Raw genomic sequence first — 18126 nt, 5'->3', positions numbered from 1 at the left:
ATTGCAAACGATGTGATCATTGTTACAATAAGTAACAGGAGATCACGCAGTGCAGTCACAACAGAACATCATCGAACGCGTTCACCGGGGCGACCTGAGCGGCCTCAACTTCGCCGGATTGGTTCGGCTCTCCTTCGAAACCCGTTCTGACCACGAAGTCTCCAGCATCGCCATGAGCGGCGGGGACATCAACAACCGGGACGAGCAAGAAGAACACTGCCAGCAGTACGTCACCGGTCGCAGTGGTGAGTACGTCTACACCTACGACGAGCCGCACACCTCGGCGTGGAAAAAGAAGCGGGTCAAGCAGCCTGACGGTAGCTACCTGTACCGCGTGATCCGGCCCGTCTTCGAGGGCGCACTCAAGGACTTGAAGAACGGGTTCACCCCGGACGGCCGGCGGCTGGATGGTCTCGTCGTTTATGACATCGACCGCCTCACCCGCGATCACCGCCACCTAGAGGACGCAATCGAGGTGGTGCAGTACCACTTTCGACCCATCCTCGACATCCGTGGTTCGCTCGATCTACTGACCGACAACGGTCGATCTGCGGCGCGCTACGTCCTGAACGCCCGCGCCAGTGCATCCACCGACACATCACGTCGTCTCCGCGACAGCCACAAGTCACGCGCAGTCCGTGGCATACCCGTTGGCGGCAACCGCGCCTTCGGGTGGGCGGAAGATAAGCGCACCATCGTTCCGCGCGAAGCCTGGCAAGTCCGCGCGGCGGCGCGACTACTCCTAGCTGGGGTGAAGGCATCCACCATCATCCGCAAGTGGAACAAGGCTGGAAGACTCACCACCAAGGGCAATCCGTGGAGCCGTAGGACGTTTGTCCTCATGATGACATCGCCCCGAATGGTTGGGTACCGCGTCTACGGCCCGATGGATCAGCCACACCACACACGCTTTCTCGCCGACGACCAAGGAAATCCGGTCAAGGGTCAATACGACGCCATCCTGGATGAGCACACCTGGCACTCAGTTGTAGCGCTCCTCACAGGCCCCGACCGTCCGGAAGGACACGCGGACATCGGGAAGTTGAAGTACATGCTGTCGCGCATCATCAGGTGCGGGAACTGCGGGAACAAAATCTCAGGCAACGCCAAGCCAAACAACCGCTTCGACTATGCATGCAAGGCCAACGATGGTGGATGCGGCAAGGCGTGCGGTTCTGGTATCGCCATTGATGCCATCGTCACCAAGCTCATCCTTGCTCGGCTGAAAGAACAACACATCGAAGTAGAGCCGCAGCCGTGGCCGAAGACGGAAGAACTCGCCGCTCTCAACACGGCAAAGGCAAGCCTGTTGGCTCAGTTCAAAGAGAACCCCGACATGGGTCCTCACATCTGGCCAGAAGTACGAAAGAAGGAAGCGGCCATTGCCGTGCTCGTTAAAGAGCGAGCCGCCTACGTCAAGAAGAACGCAAAACCCAAGTCAGCGAATATGGCCGAGACGTGGTCAGACTTGGAAGTCGAGCAGAAAAACGCCATCGCTGCGGGGATGTTCGAAGCAATCATCCTGGCGCCAGCCACCAAAGGTAGCAATCGGTTTAATCCCGAGCGTCTACAGATGGTGTGGCACCAAGGATAGTAGCAATACGTTCTAGTTGAGTGGGTCGAAGTTCAGGGGCATTTTGCAACTGAGCTTCGACCCATTTTTGTTCCGCAATCTCAGATGCCGGTTGCGGTTTCACTTTTGTCGATGCGTTGGGTTGCCGTACTTCCATGAATCATTTCTCCGCTTACTTTCTCATTGTACCTCATTACCCATTATCCACGTTCGTATCGGTGTTGTAGTTCGGTCAAACTCTATAGAACTACCCCTATGGAAATGCGTAAATGGGTGTAGGGCCAGGAACAATCCGGCCCGGAACCTACAAAACCAGTGGAGCAGAAATGGCAATCGTGAGTCAGAAGGTCTCTGACCTTTCCGGTGAGCAGGGTGACGACAAGCAGTTTGCTGCGGTCGTCGTCCGACAGCACCCGGACATTGACCAGCCGAAGGCCCTGGACGTGCTCGTGCCGGAACTCAAGCAGTTCAACGACATCAGCGCGGACCTGGTGATCCTGGAGGTCACCATGCCCAACGGCACCAGGCAGGACGTGTACGTGCCCCTGGAGGAGTTCAACAAGGCTGCGCCCAACATGGGCGAGGTTCTCAAGAACGCTCGGGGCACGCGAGGCCGCGTTCCTGGTACCCGTGTCGGAAACGGCAACGGTAACGGGTAACCCCGACTCCGCCTCCCGCCACCGCTCCCGGCGGTTGAGGCGGAACACCCCCGTTCTGGTGACCCGCAAGGGACATCGGAACGGGGGCTCTCTCATGTTGAGAGGGCAAATCGTGAGCTGCCCACCGGGGCGCAACCCTGCGCCCCGGTGAATCAGTCCCACGATCGAGAGAGTACGTGGTCGCATGATTACTGGCATTTTGCTTCCTTCCGACGAGGACACCCCTATCTCGAAAATCGAGGTGGATACGGAAGACACAGAAGCCGTGGAAGACATCGTTCTCGGCGGCTACGAGGTTCTCAACTTCAACGCCCCGCCGGCCTCCCTCCTTGGAAACGAGGGACTTACGCTCTGGGATCTGCAACACAATCACCGCGCGACCATTCTCCTGTGGCTGCACGCACCGGACTACCGCTACAACACCCACGTTCCCGGCCCCGCCATCATCACCGGCAGGCCAGATGGAACGGGGAAACTTACCTCCGTTCCGAGTGAGCTGGTAACACTCCTCCTCGAAACGGAGTCGTACCGCGTCGAGGTCCTGATGGACAAGTACGGCCCGTGGGTCACGGAAAGTCTCGTCTTCGCTACCTGGATGGAGGCGTATAAATTCGCGCTCCTCGCGGCGCAGATGCACTACGAGATCACGGACGTGCGAGTCATCGCAGCGTGATGGCCACGGTCAGACCGCGGGATTCCCGCCACCGAAAGGTGGCGGGCTTTCCCATACTTAACCTGATCCATTCCGCACATGCTTGCAATTAGATCTAATATGTCTCATAATCCGTCGGCAGTGAGAGCAGGCGCAGATCCTATAGGCCGCGCCTGTAATGCATGACTCGTTCCGATCAGATATCGAAACAATGAGTTTGCGTGAATCTCAACAAATCCGCTCCCTCCGCGTGGTGACACGCAGAAACGGATGGCAACTATGCCGAGTGCTCACGGCTATGAGCCGGGGTGTCTTTGCAAGTTCTGCAAGAACGGGCCTCCCAAGGCTCGTGGCGGCAGAAGTCGAGGTGGCCGTCGAAATGGCGGCGGTCGTAGGAGTGGCTGGTCTGCCCCTGCGGGCGGCGGCGATTCTGCCGGTAACCCCCTCACGGTCTCATTCGGAGAGGGTTCTCGCGATGGCGAGACGCTCCTCGGTGACGGTGACCAGAGTGAGGAGAACTTCCTCGATTCCGACAACCACGACCACTACGGTTCCGGCAACGGACCAAACAACAACGGCACGCGCCGAGGCCGTTACACCGGCTCCGGAAGCTGAGCCTCTGTCTTGAGCAAGACATAAAACTGCTCCATCTTGGGCATAGATGTAAACTATGCCTGCAAGTCCCTGACTTACAGAAATCATTCATAAAGCAATAGACGTTATTTATCATGAAACTCTCACGAAAAGAACAGATTGAATTCACAAAAGAGATTCTTGCTCTGATAGAGCTAAGCACAAAGAATCCAGAGCAGCTACAACACCTAAGTAAGTTGGCATCCCTTTTAGTGTCGTGGGCTGGTAGTGATAACGGGGTGGCTGTGAATTTAAGCGAGTACGTTGGCGAGTTGACCGCCATTACAAGCGGTAGCGAAGACGACGGATGGAAAGATGAATTCAAGAAGACGTTATACGAAGAGATTGACTTGCCCAATAAGTGATTTGATCGACGCATGAAAAACGTACTCCGAATAATCATCGGTATCATCTTCATCGCCTGCGGATTGCTGGTATGCGGTTTGAGTCTCCGTCTGGCAATCCCATTAAACTGGGGCACTTTCCTGCTAGCCTTTGCCCCTGCATTTCTTGCGGGCATCGCTTTAGTGGCTGCTGGGTGGGGAATTCTAAGCGGTATGAGCTGGCGAGAACTCATTGAGAATCTCTCCTACTTGTGGCACAACTAACAGCGAAGCCGTAGCCCTTTCCGAGCCGAAGTCAAAAGAGCTCCCATCACGGGAGTTCTCTTGATACATAGATACTTCCAAATCTCAATACTTGAACCTCTCAACTATTTCATGGCACCATTAAAGAGGGGTTTTGGTGTGTAGAGCATACGCATGTTTGGTTGCCCTCCTTCTTCGTAGGGGTTATTCGCTTCGGCGTTGTAGTTACCGCCAAAGTCGTTGAACCGTCTCTTTCGGTTCCCCATAGTGGAATGTAGGAGCACTGCCGACCAGCCAAACAGGCTGGCGACCGCCGCTCCGCTTCTGCGCCAAACCGCAGTCGGATCTAAATTTAGGACCCACGGTAAATCCGTGAGCCCTATTTTATGCTGCCTAAATTTTGGACGCAGGAGAGTAACGCCGAAAGGAGGGTTCTATGCCCAAGCAAGACATCAACCCTAAAGCACGAGGAACCCCGCGACCTGCGGGCCTGCACTGGTTCGAAGTGCATTTCCCTCATAGCCTCACTCCGGACGATGTTGTCAGAGCACTTCAACCGCTGGCCTACCGGCCGCAGTTGGGGTGGCGCAGGAAAACACCTGTCGTTGTCTTTGAACTGCGAGCCCACGCCGACAGTATTCGTTGGTTGGTCGGTGTCGATCCACGCATCAGCAACGAGCTGCCCGCCCAGCTCCAAGCGCAACTTCCCGGTCTCGTGCTCTCGCCCGAACTCAAGAGTTCTCGGCCGCTTCCCGCTCTCGCGTCCTCGGTCCGTCCTTCGAGCCTTACGCAGCCGCTCCGCGTCGAGATGGGCGCGGCAGTCACGGCGGGCCTGTTGGAGGTCTTGAACGGCTTGTCCAAGCGAGAGTCAGCCGTAGTGCAGTGGGTCATCGGACCGACGCAGCAGCGGCGCGTACGTCCGGCCGCGTTGAGCGTGCCGCGTGCCCTCGGCTTGGTCCCGGCCTCCCAAGAGACAGCCGATGACAAGCGACAGTGGCGAAAGAAGGCCGCCGAGCCCCTGTTAGCGGTGCGGGGCCGGATTGCGGCCCGCTCCGCTAACCATGAAGCGGCGAGCGCCATCGTGCGCACGCTGGGTGAAGCGCTCCATCTGGTCAGCGCTCATCAGGCAGACCTTCAAATCGCACGACCAACGGTGCGCACGGTGCGTCAGCTCGACCACATCACCAACGCGCAGTGGTCGGGCGTCTTGAACGTAGCCGAGTTGGCCGCCGTCGTCGGCTGGCCGGTAGAAGGCACTGGTTCACTCCATGCCCCGCGGGGCCGTCAGTACCCGGCACCTACGGAACTGCTCGTGCCGGTAGGTGCGAAGGTTCCAGCGTCCGAGCGGGTGCTCGGCGCCGGCCTGCACCCAAGTCAGCCGGATCAACTGGTCACGCTGCCAACGGAAAGTGCCCTGCACCATCTGCACGTCGTCGGTCCGACAGGCAGCGGGAAATCAACGCTCCTCGGCCAGCTCATCACCGCCGACATGCAGGCGGGTAAGAGCGTGCTCGTCATCGAGCCCCGCGGGGACCTCGTAGAAGATGTGCTTCAACGCGTCCCGCCGGCGCGGCGTGAGGACATCGTCGTCATCGAGCCGGGCCAGGGCGACGAGGTCGTCGGGTTCAACCCGCTCCGCGGCCGACAGGAAGACGCCGAGCAACGAGCCGACACCCTGCTGCATCTGTTCCACGAGCTGTACGGCCGCAGCATCGGCCCGCGAAGTAGTGACGTGCTTCTGCACGCCTTCATCGCGCTGGCTCGCAGCGACCACGGCACCCTCGCTGACGTTCCGGTCCTGCTGACCAACGCGGCGTTCCGTCGCCGTACCCTCGCCGCTGTCAGTGACCCGCTGGTGATCGCGCCGTTCTTCGCCTGGTACGACGCGCTCTCAGAAGCCGAGCGTCAACAGGTGGTGGCACCGGTCCTCAACAAAACGCGGGCCTTCCTGACGCGGACGCCGATTAGAAGGCTCATCGGCCAGGCCGCTCCGCGGTTCGACATGAACGAGCTGTTCCAACGTCCCCGCATCGTCCTGGTGAACCTGAACGTCGGCGTCATCGGGGAGGAGACGGCCGACCTGATCGGCGCGCTCCTGGTGACGCAGTTCTACGGTGCGATGCAGCGCCAGGCGATGATCCCGGCGACCAAGCGACGCCCAGTCATGGCCGTGATCGACGAGGTACAGAACTACCTCCGGCTACCGGTGGACCTTGGCGACATGTTCGCCCAGGCGCGCGGCCTTGGCGTCGGCCTCACCGTGGCTCATCAACACCTTGGACAGCTCCCGCCCAAGATGAAGGCCGGTCTTCTCGCCAACGCCCGCAACCGCGTGGTCTTCCGTCCCAGCGTCGAAGACGGCGCACCATTGGCGGCCGTGCTCGGTGGCGACCTGAGCGCACAGGATCTCGCGCTGCTCCAGGCGCACGAGGCGTACGCACAAGTCCTCGTCACCCACGCGCCCCGCCGGCCGTTCCTGGTCCGCACCCTTCTACCGCCCACCCGCGCACTCAGTAGCTCGCCCGACTTACGACGCGACAGCGCGGCACGGTTCGGCGTGGACGGCCAGGCCCTCGACAACGAGCTTCGTAAGCGCTGGCAGGGACGCTCTTCTACGCCCGACGCTCCCATAGGGCAGGTGCCACGGGGGCAGGCATGACAGCTCCTCGTACTGGTTCGCTCCGGCCTTCATATCGCGTTGGTTGCGGTGGTCGCTCCCTCCCTGTTGCTGCGCAGCAGGTACCAGGGAAACTCTCACCGTTACGAGGTACCTCACGATGAGGTCGTCACGTTCAAGCGGCGGCCAGGTCGAGCGACTGCGGCGGCGACTCAGCGAGCGGGACGTATCCCTTCTCGGCGCACTTCATCGAGTGCGGCTGCTGAATCTGAGACAAGTACAACGGCTGCTCGTCGTGGATGGATCGCCCGCCGCCCGGACGCGGCGCACACAACTTTGGATGGCCCGACTTACCAAGCTCGGCGTCGTCGTCAGGTTTTCCCGAACCATCGGCGGTATCCGCGCTGGATCGTCCGGCTACATCTACGGTCTGAGTGGCTTGGGGCAATCCGTCCTCGACGTGCGCGGCCCGGCCGGTGGCAGGCGTCGCCGCGTCTGGGAGACGAAACCGTACTTCCAGGACCACATGCTTGCGGTCGCGGAACTCTACGTTCAAACCGTCGAGCAACACCGCGAAGGCGGTGCCGATCTTCTCGCCTTCGATGCGGAACCCTCAGCCTGGCGACACTTCACCGGCAGCGGTGGCGAGCTGGTGCTCGTCAAGCCCGACGCCTACGTACGACTCGGTACGAACGCCATTGAACGCAGTGCGTTCGTAGAAGTCGATCTGACCACCGAAGGGCTGCCGACCATCCAGAAGAAGAACGCCCGCTACGTCGATTACTGGCGCTCGGGTGTCGAGCAACAACGGCATGGCGTCTTTCCCAAGGTGGTGTGGCTCGTCCAGAACGAGCGCCGACAAGAACACATCACGGGTCTGGTAAAGAAGCTCGCCACCGAGGTGCAGGCCCTTTTCGCTGTCGGGCTCCTGACCGTAGGCGCTCAACTCCTCAGTGGAAAAACTTCCGAGAAGGGAGAGTGCACCGCATGATGACGAAACCACAATGTCGCAGCCCACCACAACCATTCACAAACAACGACGATTGCGTTACAACTAAATAAGGAGGAAAGATTCATGACAGAGACAACTCAACCTAACGAACAAAACGACGCTTCAACCAGCGTGCCCGAGCTACTTACCGTACGCGAGGCCGCCGAAAAGCTACGTATTAGTAAGTGGAAGCTGTACGAGTTAATCCGCTCACGCAAGTTAGATACCATCCAGATCGGACGACGACGCCTAGTACCGGCAAAGGCCATTGAAAAGCTCCTCGATCAGCTTACTCGCGAGACCAATGTTTGATGGGCCGCCGTAATGCCATCGGCGAAGGAACTCTCTACCACCGTAAAGACGGACGGTGGGAAGGTGCTGTTTATGTCCTTGCAACCAACGGAACACGAAAGCGGGTGCGCGTCTACGGCGCCACCCGCGCCGAGGCGCACACCAAACTCACGGACGCCAAAGCGAAGAGCAATCGGGGAATACCGACGGCGGATAAGACTTGGCTTCTGGGTGACTACCTAGATTACTGGCTCGAAGAGGTCGTTAGACCCAACCGGCGCCCTACCACATACGAGTCGTATGAGATAAACGTTCGCCTTTACATCAAACCCTCTCTCGGCAACTTACCCCTTTCTCGACTTACTGTTCCCGTCTTGCAACGATTCCTAAATCAACATCTTGCAGAGGGCAAGTCGGTACGCAAAGTTCAGATGATACGTGAGAGCTTAAGCCCGGCTCTTAGTCGCGCCGTCCGCGAAGAACTACTGACTCGCAACGTAGCGCAACTCGTAGAATTGCCCGGCCGTCAGGATAAAGACATTGAGCCATGGACTCCCCAAGAAGTCATCGACTTCGTTACGGCGGCCCAGGATCACAAGTGGTTCCCGGCATTTTTGCTTGTGTCGCTATATGGACTCCGTCGCGGAGAGGCTATCGGCCTGCGATGGCAGGACATCGACTTTGCCAACAAGGTAATACATGTCCGTCAACAAGTCTTTCGCGCTAACGGCGAAGTTCAGCAGGGGCCGGTAAAAACACGTGCGGGGCGGCGAGATCTGCCGTTGCTAGATGCTATCTCCTGGAGATTAGCTGAACACTATGAGAAGTACGGCCATCTGTCATCAGACACAGGTCTTGTCTTCACTACGTCGACTGGACGAATGATAGAGCCGTACAACTTTACACGCGCCTTCCAGCTCATCTGCGCTCGCAACGGTATTCGGCGCATTAAGTTACACCATGTACGACACACGGCGGCGACGATCCTTAAAAACCTCGGCGTGCCTGCCCGAGACGTACAGCTTATTCTCGGCCACAGCAACATAGCTATCACTCAGCAAATCTACCAACATGACAGCATGGGATCTCGTCGTGATGCTTTGGAACTAATGGAAGGGGTAATAGTAACGACCCCCACCAACGACCAAAGCGAAGGTTCGGGAACGGGATTGGGTGCGTCTGACGGCAGCAATGGCCGCGAACTTAGCCGTCAAAACAAAAAACCGGCCGCTCTAAGCGACCAGTTTTCCAACCAAACAAATAAGGCACCGAGGTTACGCGGTGCCTTATCTTGGCTGGGATGGAGGGATTCGAACCCCCGAATGCTGGAACCAGAACTAGAAACGTCCGTTTTTACACGCGCCCTAACGAACCGTATATCGGAGGTAGATGCCCTCTTCGCCGTGCGTCGCCGACAGGTAAAAATGGGTATGCTAGCCGTCACCTTAGCCGTCAGAGAATAGCTCTACAAAGCCATACGATTTATTATTCAAGTGCTATCTAGTACAATACCCGTATGCAATATGTAATGTTCTTACGAGGGATAAATGTTGGGGGCATAAGAGTGCCCATGGGCGAACTGAGAGTATGTCTCGCACAGTTAGGTCTCACGGACATTAAAACATACCTGCAAACAGGTAACGTCACTTTTAGCTCTTCCCTGCCCGCAGCGGAAATAAAGAGTTCCGTCGAGAAAACCTTGGGTGAAGAGTTTCACTACGAAGCCTTCATACTGCTCTTCCCGGCTGCGATCATTGAAAAAGTCATAACGCAGTACCCGTTTGCGGCGGATGACCAAACACATCGGTACGCCATATTTTGCGGCTCGCAAGACATCATCAACGAGTTGGCCGCCTATAGCAGTGAACTGATCGATACAGTCGAAGCTATTGCGCCTGGCGAAAATGTCCTCTACTGGCGTGCACCGAAAGGTAGCTCTACGGACACTTTCTTTAGCAAGATACTATCCAAGTCCAAATACAAAGCTACGACGACGAACCGCAATCTCAACACGCTGGAAAAGATGATCTAGGACAGTTGATTCCGCCCTTCTCGATCGCCGCCGGCCGCGACCCTAGAACGCAGCCCTTCAGTCAGGCTTGCGTGCGGCCAAATCCTTAACGCCTGCCCGCCGCTCACTGACGTAGTCAATGAGATGTGAGATCACGTCGTTCTCGTCGCACGGCTCCCCGCTACTGATCTCGTCCAGGAGCTGCGCGAGTACGGCCTGAAAGAGCCGCAGTTCTTCGAGGCGAGCCGTGACGATAAGCTGCGCAGTTTCCTCGTGGGGCAAATAGTTGGCCTCGACGTGCCCTGTCGTCTCCTTCACGATGCGTCGTAGAACAACCGGGTCAATGGAACCTGCCACTTCGACAAGAAGGCGCTTAATTCCCGCGTGAGCCTTCGGTACGTCCATCGTGTGTCCGTTTCCTCCGAGTGATTGACCTTCCTCGATGGAGCATAATTCCGGCTAGCGTCTATTGCCAGGCGCGCCGAATTTTGGCAGGTGACGACACTGTCGCTAAATGGCGACAATCTAAAGCCAGGTCGTCACGGCAAGATAGGTAGTAAGGGCAGTACCCAAAACGGCAGCAAGCATGAGGTCTTCCAGCGGGTGAGAGCGGGCTCGTACACGGCGTACGCTCACGCCGCCACGACGGGCAGGTTTCTGCGGTCCCCATACGAGTGCTTCAATGAGTGGTTGTTTTCGTGTCCGTCGAGCCATGAATTTATCTCCTGTATTACTACTTCTATTATAGAGAACCGACCCCTGTTAATCAATGTTATTCACCCCTGTTAGCGATGTAGAATGCACATCGGCCCTAAAGCTGCATCAGAGCGGGTATCAGCTCACCAAGAAGGAAGACGCGAACCATCTCTTGACGCTCCTCGGGAAGTCGCTTAGATATCCGTGCAAGCTCCTGCTTGCGGCCTGGATGGATAACAACGAACACCACGTACGGGAAGTAGTCCTCTTCACTCGCGCCTGCGGCCTGCCAGTAACCTTCTAGTTTTTCCACAATCCGCTGTGGCCGTTCGGTGGCGAGGTCGGCTTCGAGGAAATACCCGCCGCTTCGACGTTGACTCGGAAAGTCGAGTGACACGAACAGATCTGCTCGCACCGGAGGAATGGAGAGTTCAACTTCCCACCGTTTTACCGTTAGAACACCCGACCGCTCAGCCTGCCGCAGTGACACGTAAGTATCTGCGATCAGGAGCGCGTGATTACTGACGTTGGCAGAAGGGCGACTCTCTATGTCGAGAAGAACGCGCCCATATCTGCCGAGCTGGTAGACGTAGGCGCCGGCACCGCCTTGGTCGCCACTATTTCGACGCCCGACCCTTGCCAGATAACCGAGACGAACCAGCCTACTGAGCACGCGATCTGGAATGCTGTGAGAGCGGTCAGCGAAGACCAGCTCGCTGATGTGGACAGATGAGAGCTGCGAGAACTGCTGGACAAGGCGCACTACATTGAGGTCTCGGCTGTTGAGTTGCAAGATTCTGTCCTCCTCGGGTCATCATGCGGTGATAGGTACCGACGTTCTTCCTGGTCAGCCGCCGCGCAGGTGTAGGTGTACGCCTAGGGCTGACCTACGGGGTTCGCCTACGTCTGCATTACTCGTTCCAGGCCCTTCCCCCGAACCTGCGCTTCGCCTTGGCGGCCGGTTTCGGGGTAGTGAGGCGTCGCCTTGAAATCTCTGCTTCAACATCCGCGACGGGGCGACCGTAGCTTTCCCTGGAGGCTTCGAGCGCGAGGGCACCGAAGCCTGTTTCATCTACCGGCGGGAGTGTGACCGTAGTAAGCGGCGAACTGACGCCGGAGTGTGTAGCGAGCTTTGCGATCACCTCGAAGCGACCCAGGTTAATGAGGTCGTCTTCGGTCACAGTGCCACCGAACCCGCGAGCCAGGTTTCTTGCCTCGTCGCCAGACGATTGAAACGCAATCTTCGAGCGGGCGTTAGCGTCAGTTGCTTCTTGGAGTTCACGGCCGAGCTGCCCGAGATACTGGTGAGCGACAGTCATGGCCAGTCCGAGAGAACGGGCCTGAGCGAACATGTCGGCCGGAGCAATGGGCAGGGCGAGAAAGTCTTGAAACTCGTCCAGGTACAACATGGTTGGCCGCTTTGGGTTGGCGGCTCCACCCTGCACGGTGCTCCACACCGAATTGAGCAGCAAGCTACCGAGCAGCCCGGCCGTGTCCTTGCCTTCAACACCTCGGCCGAGGTTCACAAGAAGAATCTTTTCCTTGCGGATGATGGTCCGCAGATCCACCGTGCTCATGCTCTGCCCGATGATGTTCCGCAGCGACCGCCGAGAGGTAAGCTGCCAGGTCCGGTCCATGAGGGGCTTAAAGTAGAACTCTCGCTTCTGCCTCGGCATCGTTTTGATGTCGTCCCACCACGAGGCCAGTTCCTCGACCTGTGAAACCCCTCGAAGCAACTGATCCGAGAACTCCTGCTGTGCGACGGTCGGCACGGCAAGCGGTTGGATATCCGCGAATGTCAGCTTCTCCGTAGAGCCCGTGCTCATCATGAGCGTGAGCACCAGGTGATAGAAACCCTGCCGAACACGGACGCCGCGTGCGTCCTGCGGATAGAGATGGTCGAACAGCCGTTGAATGTCGGCGGCCACTACGTAGGGGCTGCCCTGCAAGATGTTGAAGCCGACCGGGTGTTTGGTGTCGGTCACGTCCAGCAGGACGACATCTTGAACCCTGTTCTCGGGGACACGGGCCAACGCTTCCGCGAACAAGTCACCCTTGCTTTCAATCAGGATGACACCTCGGCCTGCTTCCATGTCCTGAGCTATCAGGTTGGCGAGTAGCACGGTTTTGCCGCTGCCGGTTGGTCCGACAACATGCAGGTGCTTGGCCGACTCCACGTAATCGAGCGCGACCAAGCGCTCAGCTCCGGGGAAGTTGGATCGCCCGATCACACGCCCTCGACGCGGAATTGATCCGGCCGCGACCAAATGACGCGTCCGCCGTGGCGGAAGTCCGGCAACATGCGGCGTCCCGATCGGCCACGCCAGCAGGGCGGCCAGTTCGGACGCAGCGAGCTGCATAGGAAACAGCGTCGGCGTTTCCGCCACCGTGACGCGCCGGATCACCTGACTTTGGCGGACAAGCCGTTTCTTAAGTCGGTTGGATGCACCGCCAACGCTGGCAAGACTGGCCCGAATACGGCCTAGCAACCGCTCGTCCTGGTCGTCACTGCCAGACTTCACGGCGACCCGCAGCAACCCGAGGAAGTTGGGTTCACTCAGCTTCGCCCTGCGGTCGGTGATTTCGTCCCACCTTCCGCCGCCCTCCATGAGCATCTGAATGCCGCGAACTCGCTGCCGTGGCAATGCCGGTGGACGCTCCCGAAGCGCAGGCGATACCACCCACTGAAGAAGAACGGCTTCACCGCGTCCGAGCCCTTGCAGGTTCGCCAGGATGCTTGCCGACAAACCTTCGGCATTCACCGCGCCGAGGCTGCGTCGAGAGTCGGTCTGTCCCAGCTCCACCGCGGCCGTCCAGTGGTCGAGCGGTTCATCCGTCCCCGCCGGCGTGACCGTAGAACCCGGTATGAGGGTACGCAGCTGCGGCACCAGGAAGTCGGCCGCTTCACGGGGTGCACGGAGCCGGTACGTGATGCCGAACTCATCCGCGTGCACCTCGAACACAAGACTCGGGACGCCAAGCAGGCGCCGCGGTCCGGTTTGAAGCGTGCCGCTCACCGAGCGGAGCCACGTCGAGATGACGTCGGCTTCCAGGTTGACCGGGAAGCTCAGATGAAAGCTGGATCGGTCGGCGGGCCGCGGGGCCATGTTGATTCCTCTCCTTTACCAGCGGGTCATGCGGTAGTAGATGAAGCCAAGCACCAGCACAATCGCGGTCGCGCTGACGAGGTACGGCACGAGCGGTGAAACCGCCCACCACAACACCCGAATCGTCAGGGCGGCGAGTAGCAGCGTCAGGAGCAAGCTCCGCGCCTTCTTCACGACGAGCCCCTTCTCGTTGATGCCGCCGACCCAGACTCCTGGCCGGCGGGGAGTTGAAAGGGGACGTATCAACGACACGTCCCCTTCCGCATGGGTGGGGTGGCTCTGGCCCTACGGCTGCCTTCCCCGAAGTGCCGTACTCCTGGACGGGTCAGCCTGCGACGCAGAACGTCCTGATCCACTGAGCGCCGCCGCGTCCGTAACGAACGCCGATCCGAGCGTTCCGACTCGGCTGCCACTGCTGGTTGAACCACCAGAAGAGAGGCGTTCTCAGCGCCCGGAGCCCGAAGACGAAGAACAGGCCCACCCACCGGTCCGTGGTCTGATTCATGAAGGCCATCCCCTTCGGTCACGCTGTCGAGAAGTCGGGTTGTGGTGGTCACGGACAACGGCTCGCATCTGCCGCATGGCGTCGTTCTTGCGGGCTCGGCGCAGTGCATAGAGGTCCATCTCGCTGAGCCCCGGCGGTCGTCTCGGCGTGCGCCGCTTCTCCCTGCGCGACGGGGTACAGAGAGCCCGTACGCACAGGAAGATGACGACGAGCGAGATGATGAGCCCGGCCTGATTGGCACCGGCGTCCATCAGCGACCACGGCCCCGGCCGAAGTCCCGGATGTCTCGCGCGGTGCTGCGGGCGAACTCCTGGGCGATCGGCACCAGAAGCGAGGCGACGAACTGATCCGTGCCCGCCAGTTCCTCGGCCAACTTGCCTACGTCGCTGATGTCCTGCATACCGTCCTCGGTCAGCCGCTTGCGCAGCATGGCCTTGACCTCTTCCTGGCGCCCGCTCGCTACGAGCTGGAACAGCTCCACTTCCGCACGCCCCTGAGCGGCACGCTGTGCACGGGACTGACGCCGAATCAGCGCCCCGCGCTGCTCCTCGCCACCAAACAGATTGAGTTCGCCACCCATGACCGTCGCCTCCTTCTTGTCTGAGCGGCCCCGGTTGGTTCCGCTCCTTCAAGGTGCGCCGGCCTCTGGTGCAAGGTCACTGCGGTAGTACTGCGGCCTTCTAATCTGCACTGCTGTTGCAGCGGTGCGGGCATACTCTGGTCAGGGATCGGACGAGGTCAGCAGGGGGTCTAAGTGCCTACGCGCGACGAAGTGACCGCCAGCATCAAGGCTGTGCGGGTGTCGTCTCCTGGTCTGACCGAGGACACTCTTGGAGCCGAACAAGCGCTCATGGAGGTCTTGGGTACCGACGATCCCGCCGAGGGGGTCGCGCTACTGAGTGCGTACGTGAACCGACTCACGGAGGTCAAACACAAGAAGAAGGCCGAGGACGCTCAAGCCCTGCGAGCTGCCCTTGGTATCGGACTCCACCTCCATGCCAACGTGAGCGGGCGTCGTCGTACGGCCATCAAAGAAGGTCTCTTTTACGGCGCTTGGCGCACACAGTTCTACGCCGAAGAACGTGCGATCAAAGAGCTGGTTGACTTCCTCATCGAGGAAGCAGACAAGCAAGAACCCACCGAGGAAAAGGTCAACCCCTTCCAGAGCGCCGAGCCCGTTGTCCTGGATGATCCCGACCTCGACGCTTCCGCAGAGCCGGATGAACCTGACGACCAACCGTCCCCGCCGGCTGGCCCCGAGGAGCCGAGCTTCCTCCAGACGCTCCGCTCCACCTTGGCCGGAGAGACCAAGCCGGTCGCGGTAGCCCGTGAGTACGCCCGGCAACTCGGCGTCGTAGCTGCTGGAGTGGTCGCGCTTGCCGTGGTGGTCGTCCTCGACGTCACCGGCAACCTCGCAGAGAAGCCAGACGCCACCCCTCCGCCGGACAAGGTGGTAAGCGCGACCGTCCCGAGCGGCGTCACCGTCAAGGGGTCGGCTGCCCCGAAGCTGGACAACTCTCGGGGATGGGGACCGGCCCGAAAGACCTACACCTGGAAGCACCCGGCATCATTCCCCGTGTTCAACAGCATCACGGATAACCCGTACTGGGGAGACGAGCGTAACTTCCTCCAGTGCAAGGACACCGCGAAGGACGGTCAGTCCTGGGGTGACGAGTTGGTGGCGAAGGACGGCCACACTTACGAGTGCTCGCTCTACATCGGAAACGACGTGGATGCCAACCTCGACACCAACATGGCGGCCCGGCTCCAGAACGCGCGGGTACGTCTCTCCCTCCCAGATGAACGCATGCTCAACCCCGGATTCACCGGCGTTCTGTCAGCCGACAACGCGCAACAGGTCTGGGACTCCTGCAACTTCGTTGCGGCCCGACCGGTGACGCTGCTCTACGTCCGGGGCTCCGCCCGGCTGCACACTAACGGCACCCCGAAGGAAGGCGTGTCGCTTCCAGGTACGGAAGACACCATCATTCACGACAACGGCGCACTTCTCGGTGACGCGGGAGACGGCATCATCGGGCAGAACGCGGGATACCTGTCATTTCAAATATCGGTAGTGCTGGGGTAAAACGCTCACTTCTTCACAGAGGTGACATTCCAGTAAGCATTGATCTTTTACATGAATTATGTTATAAATAAAAGCAATCGCATTTAGCGATAGCACCTGCGCTTCAACTCTTCGGATGCGGCACCCTGCCTACCTAATCGGCTAGTGGCGTGCCCCACCCGAATCGAGTCAACGAGGCGCATCACATATGTCGAAAGCCACTCAGTTCAAGGGCCTCCTCGTCCGTCTACATGAGGCGCTGGCCTCAGCGCTCGACGGCGGCGCCGTAACGCCCGCCGAGTCAGCTCGCGCTGCAAATGACGCAGCGTTCGCCGATCTTCGCAAGAAGCTCGCCGCATGGATGGGTGTTGACCTCGAAAAGGTCAATGCTCTTACTCGCCGCGATCTCTGGCGTATCCAGCAGCTCGCCCGCAACTATCCCGAGCAACTGGGCACAACGTCTCAGTGGGCACGTGTCCGCATCGGTAACGCACGGGATAAGGAGGAAGGATTCGAAGCTGGCGAGCCAGTGTTCACCTTCTCTCCCCAGTTCAACAAGCGGCAATTCCTGGACGCCCTCACGGCCCCCTACCACAAGGCCCAAATTCTCTGGATCGAACCCATCGAGGGACTTCGATTCGAGATCGTTATCGAGGCCGCTCGTAAGATGTCGGACCCGCTCGGTCACCACGAGTGGGACGGAGAAGTTCGGGACTACCCGAGCTGGTGCGTGGAGGGCCGTATCTTGCGGTCTACGGACCCCGACCAGGACGAAGAAGGCCGGATGAGGATGTACCTGTCGGTAAGCAGTGACGGTACCTTCTCCGGCTTCAGCTTCCAGCGAGTTCCGTCTCGGCCCAACCCTGAGGCACCTGTGTGTCTCATCAGCGGTCAGTACTATCGCCGGAACGACCTGAACTGACTTCCGACATTCACCACCCCACCCCGCAGCGAAGAACACCCCGTGTCCGCTGTGGATGTGGGGTGTTCTTCGTTTCCGAAGACTTCCTTTAGAAGCGGCCAATCAAACTCGTGCCGGCCGAGGCCCCAAAATCGCTCTCTTTAAAGAAGGCATGCGCTAAAGACAAGAGCGAGGGCAATTACCGAAGCGATCGTTCGTATTTCGTGGAGTAGGTTCCACGGCTTCTCGAAGGCGGCACGTGCCTTCGCTAGCTCGGTGTCGTCCATGTGCTCACTGTCTACCTTGGCAAGCTTGTCATTCAACGGCACGTTACCGAATACGGTCAAGCCGAACGAGCCGACGATGTAGATAACGCTCGCAGCGATGAGGTCTAAGAACTGACCCGACCCAACGCCGTGCAGGAACGCAACCAACGGCAGCAGAATGATAGGTCCCATGAAGGCTAGGAAGAATAAGGGGTTCTGAATCACCACGTTGATAGATTGCATCGCGCGGATATACTCCCCATCTTTCAGACGGTGAAGCCCTCCGTTAACCGATACGGAGTAGGCGAAGAAGATACCCGCGGTCAAAGCGGTCAGTAGTCCAGCGATAAGAAGAAGGGTGTCGAGCATGTATTTTTGTTCCATTTAAATGTTTACTCATTCCAGTTTATAACAGGTGGCACTAATCGAGAATCCCCTTACGGGCATTGATATATTACGTTAATTCTGTTATTTAGTTCTAGTGTCTTGTGATTCTGTTTGTGGAACCTGAGGCGTCCGTGGTCGTTGAGTCGGGTATGGATCTTTCCTCTGAACAGATGGCTGAGCTGCGG

Annotated in this window: 18 protein-coding genes; 11 read left to right on the top strand and 7 right to left on the bottom strand. The window is 58.9% G+C overall.

The window, feature by feature from the left end:
- The first annotated feature begins 49 nt into the window (after positions 1 to 49).
- The 9 genes from ACFRMN_RS19695 (at position 50) to ACFRMN_RS19655 (ending at position 10035) form a co-directional block, all read left to right on the top strand.
- Entirely contained in the window at positions 50 to 1594 is a 1545-nt protein-coding gene (locus tag ACFRMN_RS19695) for a recombinase family protein (protein ID WP_383021099.1), read from the top strand.
- 305 nt (positions 1595 to 1899) lie between these two features.
- The gene (locus ACFRMN_RS19690; protein ID WP_383021096.1) at positions 1900 to 2232 is read left to right on the top strand and encodes a hypothetical protein; all 333 of its coding nucleotides are present in this window, start codon (positions 1900 to 1902) and stop codon (positions 2230 to 2232) included.
- A gap of 184 nt (positions 2233 to 2416) precedes the next feature.
- Entirely contained in the window at positions 2417 to 2905 is a 489-nt protein-coding gene (locus ACFRMN_RS19685) for a hypothetical protein (protein ID WP_383021093.1), read from the top strand.
- Positions 2906 to 3612: 707 nt separating this feature from the next.
- Positions 3613 to 3882 (top strand): hypothetical protein, encoded by a 270-nt coding sequence (locus ACFRMN_RS19680; RefSeq protein WP_383021090.1) that lies wholly within the window; start codon positions 3613 to 3615, stop codon positions 3880 to 3882.
- Between the two features lie 658 nt (positions 3883 to 4540).
- Positions 4541 to 6763 (top strand): type IV secretory system conjugative DNA transfer family protein, encoded by a 2223-nt coding sequence (locus tag ACFRMN_RS19675; protein WP_383021088.1) that lies wholly within the window; start codon positions 4541 to 4543, stop codon positions 6761 to 6763.
- A 118-nt stretch (positions 6764 to 6881) separates the two neighbouring features.
- The gene (locus ACFRMN_RS19670; protein WP_383021085.1) at positions 6882 to 7712 is read left to right on the top strand and encodes a replication-relaxation family protein; all 831 of its coding nucleotides are present in this window, start codon (positions 6882 to 6884) and stop codon (positions 7710 to 7712) included.
- Positions 7713 to 7796: 84 nt separating this feature from the next.
- Positions 7797 to 8024 carry a helix-turn-helix domain-containing protein gene (locus tag ACFRMN_RS19665; protein WP_383021083.1) on the top strand — a complete coding sequence of 76 codons (228 nt, stop codon included), beginning with the start codon at positions 7797 to 7799 and terminating at the stop codon, positions 8022 to 8024.
- Positions 8024 to 9466, top strand: a complete 1443-nt coding sequence (locus tag ACFRMN_RS19660) for a tyrosine-type recombinase/integrase (protein ID WP_383021081.1) — start codon at positions 8024 to 8026, stop codon at positions 9464 to 9466. The genes ACFRMN_RS19665 and ACFRMN_RS19660 overlap by 1 nt, the downstream gene beginning before the upstream one ends.
- Positions 9467 to 9519: 53 nt before the next feature.
- Complete coding sequence (locus tag ACFRMN_RS19655; protein WP_383021078.1) at positions 9520 to 10035, top strand: DUF1697 domain-containing protein; 516 nt, start codon at positions 9520 to 9522, stop codon at positions 10033 to 10035.
- A gap of 57 nt (positions 10036 to 10092) precedes the next feature.
- Here ACFRMN_RS19655 and ACFRMN_RS19650 read toward each other — a convergent pair whose 3' ends face one another.
- From ACFRMN_RS19650 to ACFRMN_RS19625, 6 genes are all read right to left on the bottom strand, one after another.
- Positions 10093 to 10419 carry a hypothetical protein gene (locus tag ACFRMN_RS19650; RefSeq protein WP_383021076.1) on the bottom strand — a complete coding sequence of 109 codons (327 nt, stop codon included), beginning with the start codon at positions 10417 to 10419 and terminating at the stop codon, positions 10093 to 10095.
- A 406-nt stretch (positions 10420 to 10825) separates the two neighbouring features.
- Positions 10826 to 11503 carry a replication-relaxation family protein gene (locus ACFRMN_RS19645; protein ID WP_383021074.1) on the bottom strand — a complete coding sequence of 226 codons (678 nt, stop codon included), beginning with the start codon at positions 11501 to 11503 and terminating at the stop codon, positions 10826 to 10828.
- Between the two features lie 118 nt (positions 11504 to 11621).
- Positions 11622 to 13817 (bottom strand): type IV secretory system conjugative DNA transfer family protein, encoded by a 2196-nt coding sequence (locus ACFRMN_RS19640; RefSeq protein ID WP_383021072.1) that lies wholly within the window; start codon positions 13815 to 13817, stop codon positions 11622 to 11624.
- Between the two features lie 15 nt (positions 13818 to 13832).
- Positions 13833 to 13991, bottom strand: coding sequence for a hypothetical protein (locus ACFRMN_RS19635; RefSeq protein WP_158960709.1), 159 nt, complete (start codon positions 13989 to 13991; stop codon positions 13833 to 13835).
- A gap of 151 nt (positions 13992 to 14142) precedes the next feature.
- Positions 14143 to 14322, bottom strand: a complete 180-nt coding sequence (locus tag ACFRMN_RS19630) for a hypothetical protein (RefSeq protein ID WP_383021070.1) — start codon at positions 14320 to 14322, stop codon at positions 14143 to 14145.
- A gap of 250 nt (positions 14323 to 14572) precedes the next feature.
- Positions 14573 to 14902 carry a hypothetical protein gene (locus tag ACFRMN_RS19625; RefSeq protein WP_383021067.1) on the bottom strand — a complete coding sequence of 110 codons (330 nt, stop codon included), beginning with the start codon at positions 14900 to 14902 and terminating at the stop codon, positions 14573 to 14575.
- A 192-nt stretch (positions 14903 to 15094) separates the two neighbouring features.
- Here ACFRMN_RS19625 and ACFRMN_RS19620 point away from each other — a divergent pair, with 192 nt between their 5' ends.
- Both ACFRMN_RS19620 and ACFRMN_RS19615 read left to right on the top strand, forming a co-directional pair.
- The gene (locus ACFRMN_RS19620; RefSeq protein ID WP_383021065.1) at positions 15095 to 16408 is read left to right on the top strand and encodes a hypothetical protein; all 1314 of its coding nucleotides are present in this window, start codon (positions 15095 to 15097) and stop codon (positions 16406 to 16408) included.
- Between the two features lie 187 nt (positions 16409 to 16595).
- Positions 16596 to 17309 (top strand): hypothetical protein, encoded by a 714-nt coding sequence (locus ACFRMN_RS19615; protein WP_383021063.1) that lies wholly within the window; start codon positions 16596 to 16598, stop codon positions 17307 to 17309.
- Between the two features lie 140 nt (positions 17310 to 17449).
- Here ACFRMN_RS19615 and ACFRMN_RS19610 read toward each other — a convergent pair whose 3' ends face one another.
- Positions 17450 to 17923 (bottom strand): DUF1772 domain-containing protein, encoded by a 474-nt coding sequence (locus tag ACFRMN_RS19610; protein WP_383021061.1) that lies wholly within the window; start codon positions 17921 to 17923, stop codon positions 17450 to 17452.
- Between the last annotated feature and the right edge of the window lie 203 nt (positions 17924 to 18126).

This window comes from Streptomyces sp. NPDC056835 (assembly GCF_042789485.1).
Classification (GTDB): Bacteria; Actinomycetota; Actinomycetes; order Streptomycetales; family Streptomycetaceae; genus Streptomyces.
This window is presented reverse-complemented; position numbering and strand designations above follow the sequence as displayed.

Bases quoted from the DNA above. Each gene is read 5' to 3' on its own strand.
- ACFRMN_RS19690 (WP_383021096.1), top strand. From the start codon at position 1,900: ATGGCAATCGTGAGTCAGAAGGTCTCTGACCTTTCCGGTGAGCAGGGT.
- ACFRMN_RS19685 (WP_383021093.1), top strand. From the start codon at position 2,417: ATGATTACTGGCATTTTGCTTCCTTCCGACGAGGACACCCCTATCTCG.
- ACFRMN_RS19680 (WP_383021090.1), top strand. From the start codon at position 3,613: ATGAAACTCTCACGAAAAGAACAGATTGAATTCACAAAAGAGATTCTT.
- ACFRMN_RS19675 (WP_383021088.1), top strand. From the start codon at position 4,541: ATGCCCAAGCAAGACATCAACCCTAAAGCACGAGGAACCCCGCGACCT.
- ACFRMN_RS19670 (WP_383021085.1), top strand. From the start codon at position 6,882: ATGAGGTCGTCACGTTCAAGCGGCGGCCAGGTCGAGCGACTGCGGCGG.
- ACFRMN_RS19665 (WP_383021083.1), top strand. From the start codon at position 7,797: ATGACAGAGACAACTCAACCTAACGAACAAAACGACGCTTCAACCAGC.
- ACFRMN_RS19660 (WP_383021081.1), top strand. From the start codon at position 8,024: ATGGGCCGCCGTAATGCCATCGGCGAAGGAACTCTCTACCACCGTAAA.
- ACFRMN_RS19655 (WP_383021078.1), top strand. From the start codon at position 9,520: ATGCAATATGTAATGTTCTTACGAGGGATAAATGTTGGGGGCATAAGA.
- ACFRMN_RS19650 (WP_383021076.1), bottom strand. From the start codon at position 10,419: ATGGACGTACCGAAGGCTCACGCGGGAATTAAGCGCCTTCTTGTCGAA.
- ACFRMN_RS19640 (WP_383021072.1), bottom strand. From the start codon at position 13,817: ATGGCCCCGCGGCCCGCCGACCGATCCAGCTTTCATCTGAGCTTCCCG.
- ACFRMN_RS19630 (WP_383021070.1), bottom strand. From the start codon at position 14,322: ATGAATCAGACCACGGACCGGTGGGTGGGCCTGTTCTTCGTCTTCGGG.
- ACFRMN_RS19625 (WP_383021067.1), bottom strand. From the start codon at position 14,902: ATGGGTGGCGAACTCAATCTGTTTGGTGGCGAGGAGCAGCGCGGGGCG.
- ACFRMN_RS19615 (WP_383021063.1), top strand. From the start codon at position 16,596: ATGTCGAAAGCCACTCAGTTCAAGGGCCTCCTCGTCCGTCTACATGAG.
- ACFRMN_RS19610 (WP_383021061.1), bottom strand. From the start codon at position 17,923: ATGCTCGACACCCTTCTTCTTATCGCTGGACTACTGACCGCTTTGACC.